Genomic DNA, 9,302 nt, shown 5'->3' with positions numbered 1-9,302 from the left:
CCTTCTTTAATGATACCTTTAATTAATTTAAACACGCGCGTTTTAACATCTCTATGTTTCTTTTCAAAATTGCTTACATCAATAATGAGTCTTAAATGCTCTTTTCTATAAGCCTCTTCTTCCTTTATCTGATCGATACCATCTACTAATATTTGCAAGGCTTTTTCATGCATAGTAACTACTTCAAGAATTTTATCAGTCTCCTTTTTTATAGAATTTAATTCATCTATTATTACTTTGCTTTCTTTAAAGTGTTTTGAATCTATGAGTTGAAGTGTATACGATTTAATCAAATCATCAAAAAATGAATTTTCATCCTTAATAAACTTTAATTCAGATAACCATTTAAGAGATGCATTGTGAATAATTTCGGGACTTAGCCATTCTTGATATTTGGCTGTTGTTTTCTTTGATTCCATAATCTTGGTGTTTTAAAATTAAAAAAGCAGAAAGTAAACTTTCCTTGAATTATTACTTTCTGCTTTTATAAAAGTTACTTAACTTCAATAACTTTTTTTGGATGTTCTTCTTCAATAGCCTCTTCTCTTTTTAGAAGTTTAATTTTTAAAATACCATTTTTATAAACAGCCTTAACTTCTTGATCGAGATCTACAGAAGTTGGAAGCATCATAGATCTTTTAAAAGATTTGTAACTAAATTCTTTACGAGAATAATCATCTTCTTTTTCATCCTTTTCGATTTCTTTTTGGCAGGAAACATGAAGAATATCATCTTCTATATCGACTTCAAAATCTTTTTTATCAAATCCAGGAACTGCAAATTCAATTTCAAAATCTTTTTTATGTTCCTTTACATTCATAGCTGGCATTAAACTATCGACTTCAAAAAAATCATCTTTAAAAACATCATCAAACCTCAATAAACTACTTAAATCGTCAAAACCTGAGTTAAATAATCTGCTATTCCAAGGTCTTAACAAACTAGTACTCCAAGGGGTAAATAATCTGTTTTCAATGGGTGATAATTCACTTTTTTTTCTTCGTTTCATTAATGTTGTCATAATATTACTAGATTTAAATTAAACTTATTTCACAACACTAATTTACTTAGTAATACCGCGTTTTACACTGATTTTTATCAGTACGATTACAGATGATTGGAGTTTTTTTAACAAATGTTAGTCACGAATACAATTTACATTTAAATGCTAAATCATCAATTTTATAATATCATTCAGTTTAGGTATTGTAACATTCCAGTGATACGTATCCTGAATTTTTAAACGGAAAGCATCTAAAGCAACGGGCTCACCATGAATTAAAAACACATTTTCAGGTGTGTTTTTAATATGAGACATCCAGTTCAATAACTCGTTTTGATCGGCATGTGCAGACAGACTTTCTATGCTTTTAACGGTAGCCTTTACAGGATAATATTTACCATAAAAGCGTACTTCATGGGCTCCATCTTGTAATTGCCTGCCTCTTGTTCCTTCCGCCTGATAACCCACTAATAAAACAATGGTAGATTTCATATCTATAAGTTGTTGCAAATACGTTAGAACACGCCCACCAGTTACCATACCACTACCAGCAATAATTATTTTTGACCTTTTATCATCAATGGTTTCCCATGTTTCTTTATAAGATTCTATAATGGTTACATGATTACACATGGCATTATAGTCAGAAACAGATAATTTATGCCATTTCGAGAACCGTTGAAAAACCTCTAAAACATTGTTGCCCATTGGGCTATCTACAAAAATTGGAATATTCGGTATTTTATTATTTTTGTAAAGTTTCCATAAAACATATATAAGAGTTTGCAAGCGTTCTACAGCAAAACTTGGTATGATTAAATTTCCTTTTTTATGAATAGTTTCTATGATTAATTCAGATAGAATATCTTCAACATTTTCATCCTTATGCAAGGTATTACCGTAGGTACTTTCAATAAATAAATAATCTGCCCATTCTGGATTTTTGGGGTCATCTAATAAATAATCATGCCTTCTGCCAATATCTCCTGAAAAAACAAACCGTTTTCCATTGATATCAAGTTCAATAAAAGTGGCCCCCAAAATATGACCGTTATATTGAAATCTATAGGATATATGTTCAGAAAGTGTAATCCATTTATTAATCATTTCTACTTGAAATAACTTAATCGTTTTTTCTGCTTCTAATTTCGTGTAAAATGGTAGTGCAGGCTCATGCTTTGTGTATCTTTCCTTGTTTGCTTTTTCAGTATCTTCTTCGTGAATTTTAGCACTATCCTTTAAAATAATTTCTGCAATTGCTAATGATGGTGCGGTTCCAATAATATTGCCTTTAAAACCTTGTTTTAATAACCTTGGTAAATATCCAACATGATCTAAATGACCATGTGTTAATAACACGACATCGATGTCTTGAACATCAATGGGAAGATCGATCCAATTCAGCTCTCTTAATTCTTTTAGCCCCTGAAAAACCCCACAGTCTATCAGAATCTTTTTTTCTGTAGTTTCAATAAGAAACTTAGATCCAGTAACTACCCCTGAAGCTCCTAAAAAATGTAAAATGGCAAAATTTTCCAATTTTAATAATTTAAGTATGGCAAAGCATTTTTATTTCTTTAAGTATTCTTTCTTTTCTAGATTCTGAAATCCCTAAATGATCTAAATAAAAAACATCACCAACTAATTCTCTGCATAGTACAATATCTCTGCTCAATAAAAACTGTTTCTCTCTATTGGTTAATAATGTAGATACCGTTATTGGATATAAGCCTAAACGATCAATTCTATCTTTTAAACCATTATCTTTTGGATAGTCCCAACTTAATAAATACAGATTAACACATTTCCCATATTGCAATGCATCAGTAGTAAAACGTGTATTGGTTACTACCCAACCCTTTGTGAGTTTAGTTTCTATTTTTTTTTTGGATTTCCAATGCGCTTTTACATCGTTATATCGAGAGTTTATATATAAAGGAACTTTCACATTACATTTTAGCCCTTGATCATTATGAAATTTACATTCAATAATAGTAGTTTCATTATTTTTATGTGCAACAACGTCAATTTCGTGGGTAACACACTGGCCCTTCAAAACCTTATCAACTTCTGTTTTAAATCCAGAATATTTTAAAATGGCGCTTATAAATCGTTCAAAAGGAAACCCGGTAGGTCCTAACTCGTAAATTGCTTTTTTTAACTTGTACTTAGAGGCTAAATAGCTTTTCTTTTTTTTAAGCATTGTAAATGCTCTGTTATATATTTCTTTTGTTGTAATACCTTCATAAAGTTCATCTTTTACTGTTTCAACTATTTGATTGACTGTTTTACTATCAGCTCCAATACGTTTCAAAGATGTTTTTAATTTATTTAATGAAAATTTCACCTTTTCGCCAGAAGATTTAATAATATCAATCGTATTTATTTCCATTTTAAAGAATCTAAAATCGTAAGGACCGAAAAAATATGACTCGTAGTTTTAAAAACTAACTAGATTTGACCTTTTTATAATCATAAAACTTTTTAACCCAAGCTTTAATTTGATTTTTGCTCATGCTATCTGCTTTAACAACATCTTTTATTATAGTAACCAAATTATTATGTTTTTCAGATAATTCTTTATAAAACTTTTCACGTGTTTCTGCCGGTCCAAAAACTACTACTTCGTCCGCATTTTTAATTTCTAAAATAATCGTTTTAAAATATTTTTTTAACTGATGTTTTTCACGTTCTAAAAACTTACTGTCTTGAACCACATCCTGCGGACCTCCTTTTAATCTAGTTCCAGAACCTCCATAAATGCGAAAATTTTCAACACCTGATAATATTGTATTAAAGCTTACTTTGCCATTATAAATACTAACTATATGAGCTTTCTTTTTATCTAACCATATACCTACACGTCTCATTTGATCTAATTTTAAATTGTTAAAAAAGTAATTCTATTTTATATTCTAAAAGCTGTGTTAACTTAAAACAAAGCTTTAGTTCCTTAGGTCGTGCATTACCATTATTGGCACTTTAGAAGTATACCCTAAGTCTTTAACTAATGGGTGTGTTAACATACTTCCAAAAAAGGCGTGTTTTTTATTTATAAAGGCAACCATATCACTACCTCTACTTTCTATAAAACAATTAACTGCTGTCGATATTTCAATATGACTAAGTGAGTGAAATGAATACGCTATATCTCCAAAATATTCTTCTAATAGTTTTTTATTACTAAGCTGAGTTTTATTTAATTTCTCTTCTTTAACAATATGCAGAATCTTGATAGAGGCCTTACAAATCTTAGCTAACTCTATTAAATAATTTAACTCGCGCCTTTTAACATGTGTTTTAAAGCTTGTTGGAAAAACAATTTCTTTGGGTAAGTTATGTTTTGCTAATTCAGGGACAACTAATACCGGACAGTTACGCACTTTTTCCATAACATCTACAGCGACACCTCCAAACGCATTCGTTCTAGAATCTGTTTCGCCTTTAGTTCCCATAATAATCATTTCAATATCTTTTTCTTCAACGACTTTTTTTATAGCTTCAACCGGATTATTAAATTTCGAAATTACCTGAAAATGATGCTTAGGACTCTTATAATCCAATAAGTTTATCCTATCTAAAACTTTTGCTAATTTGTTTTCAGATTTGAGTTTGGCTGTTTCATATAATTCACTTCCTGGCTCCATGTTTATTAAACCAACTAGAACATTATTGGCCACAGAAAACACATTTAAAATGTAAAAATCACAGGCGTTATTTTTGTATAATTGAAGTGCATAGGTTATGGCATGCCATGCATTCTTAGAAAAATCCGTTGGTAACAAAATCTTGCGCTTCATTTTTCAATTATTTATAGTTTCAATTTAAATTAGAACATTGCATTACTTAATAATATGTGTCAGCTCATTCGGGTATAACTAAAAATGGAACTAAAGGTTGAAATCCTATTTTTTTTATAACTGGTTCTTTTATAAGTTTCTCAATAACACTATGCCTATAATTAACCATAGCGAGCAAATTAACATCTAATTCCGTAATGAAATCTTTAATTTCATTCGCTTTGTTATCATAATCTGGCATCCAATGCAAAGAATAGTCATTATTTTGCAAATAACTTTTTAAAACCGTTAAATTATACTTTTGTAAATCATCAAGAGATTCTTCTACATTAATATGAACAATTCTTATTTTAGCATTATACAAATCAGCTAATCTTAAAATTGGTTTTAATTCCTTTTCACTATAAAACCGATTAAAATCTGTTGAAAAAGCTATTTGCTTTGGCTCAACAAAATCAAATTCATCGGGAACAATTAAAACAGGACATGATAGCATGTTATTAACAAGATGTACGGTATTTGTACCAAACAAAAATTTATCAATACCAATTGCCCCTTTAGTTCCCATAATTATAAGATCTATTTCATACTTATTAACAGCGTTATCTATAGCACTGTTTAAATCTTCTGAACTGATAATTATCTCAAAACTATGGTTTTCATTAGCATTGCTCTTTTCTGTCATATCTTTTAATTCTAATAATTCTCTTAATGCATTTTCTCGCATCTTTTTTAACATTTTATTAGATAAGTTAGACATGGTTGAAACTTCCATATCAATAGCATTTAAAAGATAAAATATACAAACCTCATCCTGATAGAGTTTTAAAGCATAAACGATTGCACTCCACGAATTATCTGAAAAATCTGTAGGTAATAAAATTTTATTTTCCATCATTTAAGCTTAATTTATTTTAGCAGGAATTAGTAAAAAAGGAATATTTAAATGAAATCCTATTTGATTGATAGTCGATTTAAAAAATAAATTTTCAAAAAATGAATGTTTATTATTAATCATTACCAATAAATTAATGCGTGCCTTCAATTGAAAATCTGTGATAGCTTCTTGAACTGATTGGTTCGCAACACTATGAAACAGATGTGCTTTATTACTTACCAAACTTTCTAATGTCTTTTTGTTTTTCTTTTGTTCTTCAGTTAATTCATAGCCATAAGAAACATGTAAAATATTAATTCTAGAGATATACATGGACGTAATATCCATTAAAGGCTTAATGTGTTGATTCGTATAATCTATTTCAAAATCTGTAGGGAATAATATCTCATGAGGTGTTTCAAACTTAAAATTATCAGGAATTGCTAATACCGGACATTTTACACTTTTAAATACATGAACCGTATTAGAACCAAACAATATTTCTTTTGCACCTGTAGCGCCTTTAGTACCCATTACAACATAGTCTATATTTTTATCTTCAACAACTTCTTTAATTTCTGGAATTAAGGTATTAAACACAGACATTGTTTCAATGCGGTGTTTTGGATTATTAAAGTCTTTTTTAATTCTATCTTTCATGTTTTTTAGTTGCATTAAAGACGTCTCCATTATTGGGTCAGGGATATCATATTGAGCTGGATTTCCCAATAAATACTCTACTTGATAAACTGTTGGCGTGTAAGTATTTAATAAATAAAATTCACAAGCTTCTTTTTTAAACAACTGCAAAGCATACTCTATGGCATTCCATGAGTTCGTTGAAAAATCGGTAGGCAAAAGTATTTTTTTCATGATTTTTATTTTTTTTAATTTATAATTGATCCCTTTGCATATTTTGTAGTGCTAAAAAAGGAATGTCTAGATTTAAACTAAATTCATCTATTGGAGATTGAAACAATATATTTTCTAAAAACGAATGTCTGGTATTGACCATAACCAACATGTCAATATTATTTTCTTTAATATATTTATAAACAGAATTAACAATATGTTTGCTTTTAACAATTTTAAAATTTATTACATTTTTGCATAATGTTTCCTTAACAAAATCTCTATTATCTTCTTGCCTCATTGATAGCTTTTCGCTTTTAGAAATGTAAAGCATATCTATTATTGCTCTATAAGGAGCAGCCATTTCACAAAGTAGTTTTAACTCTCTTCGTTTAAAAGGTATCATGTAATCTGTTGGAAAAAGGATATGTTTAGGTTGGGTATATTTATAGTTTTCTGGAATAACCAAAACGGGGCATTGTACATACCTTAAAACCTGCAGTGTATGGCTACCAAAAGTAATTTTCTTATCGTTAGTTTTTCCTCGAGTTCCCATAACTATAATATCGATGTTTTCTTTATCAACAATTTTATCAGCTTCATCTAAAAGAAGGTTATTTGATGATGCTATGTTATAAGTATGCCTAGGATTTGGAGAAAACTCTTTAATATTTTTTAATAATGTTTCTAGGTTCTCGTTAGACCGATTACTAACAATTGTTGTAGCTTTTTCCAGATTTTCTCTTGTTAGTGAACCTTCATCAGCATAAATTTCATCTTGATATGCGTGCATAATATAAAATTCACTAATATCATATTTAAACAAATCAATTCCATAACGAATCGCATTCATTGCGTTTTCAGAAAAATCTGTGGGTATCAAAATTTTTCTCATGACTGAAAATGATTATACTTAAAAATAAAGACTATACTACGCTATCACAATGATAAATATCAGACAGAAACTACTAGCAAGACTCACTATCATTCAAACTACATTTTTGAATAACCTGATTAACTTTGCTTCCGTACCTGTAAACTGTAATCCCTTTAAGTTTATAATTCCAAGCCGTAAAAAATATGTTCGAAATATCTTCAACCGTTGCATCTTCAGAAAGGTTTACTGTTTTTGAAACCGCATTATCTGTATATTTTTGAAAAGCTCTTTGGTGCAATAAATGATATTCCCAGGGTATTTCTAAACTGGTTCTAAAAATTGATTTTACAGATTCTGGAATTGATTTAAGACTTGTTACAGTACCTGTTTGCAAAATGGTTTTTTCAACTCTAGCGTTCCATAAATGCAATTGCTTCATTTTCTGAATAAAAAATTTATTAACTTCAATTTGTGTTTGATTTCCTAAAACACCAATGCGCTTATAAGCCAAAGCAAATAAGGGCTCAATAGAATATGATGTATTAGCAATTACAGAAATTGACCCTGTTGGAGCAATACTGTTGCAAGTTGCATTTCTTAATATATGAATAGGCGCGTGTATACTATTTTTCCATTCTGGAAAAACGCCCCTTTCGTAAGCTAATTTTTTGGAGGCTTTATTACTTTCATTTTTAATAAACTGCATTACTTTTTCCGATAACATAACAGCTTCTTCCGATGCATATGATATTTCCAAAAGAATAAGCAATTCTGCCCAGCCCATAACACCTAAACCAATTTTTCTATTGGCCATTGTTATCCTCTTTATCTCTGGCAACAGATAATAATTTAGCGTAATAATATTATCTAAAAAACGAACACCTAATTGTATAGTAGCGGCCAATTTCTCCCAATCTATCATGGCTCTTTTTTTAGAAAATTTAACCATCTTTGAAAGATTAACAGAACCTAAATTGCAACTTTCATAATTTAATAATGGTACTTCACCGCATGGATTGGTACTTTCAATGTTCCCCATTTTCGGGGTTGGATTTAAGGCATTAATCGTACTCAAAAAAATTAAACCAGGGTCTCCAGTGCGCCATGCTTCTTTAGTAATTAATTGCCATATTTTTTTTGCTTTTAATACTTTTGTGGTTTTTTTAGTTCGGGGATTAATAAGTTTCCAATTTAAATCTTGTTTTACAGCCTGCATAAAATCATCCGTGATTCCGACTGAAATATTAAAATTCACGATGGCATTCTTACTAGATTTTGAGGTTATAAATTCTTCAATATCAGGATGATTCACATTTAATATGCCCATGTTCGCTCCTCTTCGCTTACCGCCTTGTTTTACATATTCGGTAGCTGCATCATAAATTTTCATAAAAGCTACTGGCCCAGAAGATGTACCTCCTTTAGAACTAACCAAATCGTCTTTAGGACGAAGTTTTGAAAAGTTGAACCCTGTCCCTCCTCCACTTTGATGGATGAGCGCTGCATGTTTTAAGGTCTCAAAGATGTCCTCCAAACTATCTTTAATTGGAAGTACAAAACAAGCACTTAATTGACCATTATTAATACCGGCATTCATTAAAGTTGGAGAATTGGGTAGAAAATAGAGTTTACTTAAAATTTCAAAAAATTGTTGTTCAATAATATCTTTTTTTTCTCCTTCACAGCTTGCAACAAATGTTGCCACACGTTTAAAAAGTTGTGCAGGTGTTTCAATAATAGTACCATCACTATCCTTTAAAAGATACCGTTCATTAAGAATTTGTAACCCATTTTTAGATAAAATAGACACGACTTATCATACTATATATCAAATATATAAACAGATGCTTCTTAGCACACTGATTTATATCATTGGCTAAATACATAGGAGTT

Annotated in this window: 10 protein-coding genes; all 10 read right to left on the bottom strand. The window is 29.9% G+C overall.

What is annotated here, in order from left to right; all coding sequences use genetic code 11:
• Positions 1-419 (bottom strand): hypothetical protein (locus tag AC15TD_RS05030; RefSeq protein WP_484451040.1); only part of this gene is annotated, 419 nt, incomplete at its 3' end.
• A 74-nt stretch (positions 420-493) separates the two neighbouring features.
• Positions 494-1,021 (bottom strand): Hsp20/alpha crystallin family protein, encoded by a 528-nt coding sequence (locus AC15TD_RS05025; RefSeq protein WP_484451039.1) that lies wholly within the window; start codon positions 1,019-1,021, stop codon positions 494-496.
• A 147-nt stretch (positions 1,022-1,168) separates the two neighbouring features.
• On the bottom strand, positions 1,169-2,542 hold the full coding sequence (locus AC15TD_RS05020) for an MBL fold metallo-hydrolase RNA specificity domain-containing protein (protein WP_484451038.1): 1,374 nt from the start codon (positions 2,540-2,542) through the stop codon (positions 1,169-1,171).
• A 10-nt stretch (positions 2,543-2,552) separates the two neighbouring features.
• A complete protein-coding gene (locus tag AC15TD_RS05015; protein WP_484451037.1) occupies positions 2,553-3,395 on the bottom strand; it encodes an ATP cone domain-containing protein in 843 nt (280 codons plus the stop codon).
• A 55-nt stretch (positions 3,396-3,450) separates the two neighbouring features.
• Positions 3,451-3,873 carry a hypothetical protein gene (locus AC15TD_RS05010; protein ID WP_484451036.1) on the bottom strand — a complete coding sequence of 141 codons (423 nt, stop codon included), beginning with the start codon at positions 3,871-3,873 and terminating at the stop codon, positions 3,451-3,453.
• Positions 3,874-3,948: 75 nt separating this feature from the next.
• Positions 3,949-4,803, bottom strand: coding sequence for a universal stress protein (locus tag AC15TD_RS05005; RefSeq protein ID WP_484451035.1), 855 nt, complete (start codon positions 4,801-4,803; stop codon positions 3,949-3,951).
• Between the two features lie 64 nt (positions 4,804-4,867).
• Positions 4,868-5,701 (bottom strand): universal stress protein, encoded by an 834-nt coding sequence (locus tag AC15TD_RS05000; protein WP_484451034.1) that lies wholly within the window; start codon positions 5,699-5,701, stop codon positions 4,868-4,870.
• Positions 5,702-5,707: 6 nt separating this feature from the next.
• Positions 5,708-6,553, bottom strand: coding sequence for a universal stress protein (locus AC15TD_RS04995; RefSeq protein ID WP_484451033.1), 846 nt, complete (start codon positions 6,551-6,553; stop codon positions 5,708-5,710).
• A gap of 19 nt (positions 6,554-6,572) precedes the next feature.
• Complete coding sequence (locus tag AC15TD_RS04990; protein WP_484451032.1) at positions 6,573-7,427, bottom strand: universal stress protein; 855 nt, start codon at positions 7,425-7,427, stop codon at positions 6,573-6,575.
• Between the two features lie 73 nt (positions 7,428-7,500).
• Positions 7,501-9,219, bottom strand: a complete 1,719-nt coding sequence (locus AC15TD_RS04985; RefSeq protein ID WP_484451031.1) for an adenosylcobalamin-dependent ribonucleoside-diphosphate reductase — start codon at positions 9,217-9,219, stop codon at positions 7,501-7,503.
• Positions 9,220-9,302 lie beyond the last annotated feature (83 nt).

This window comes from Yeosuana sp. (assembly GCF_057126245.1).
This window is presented reverse-complemented; position numbering and strand designations above follow the sequence as displayed.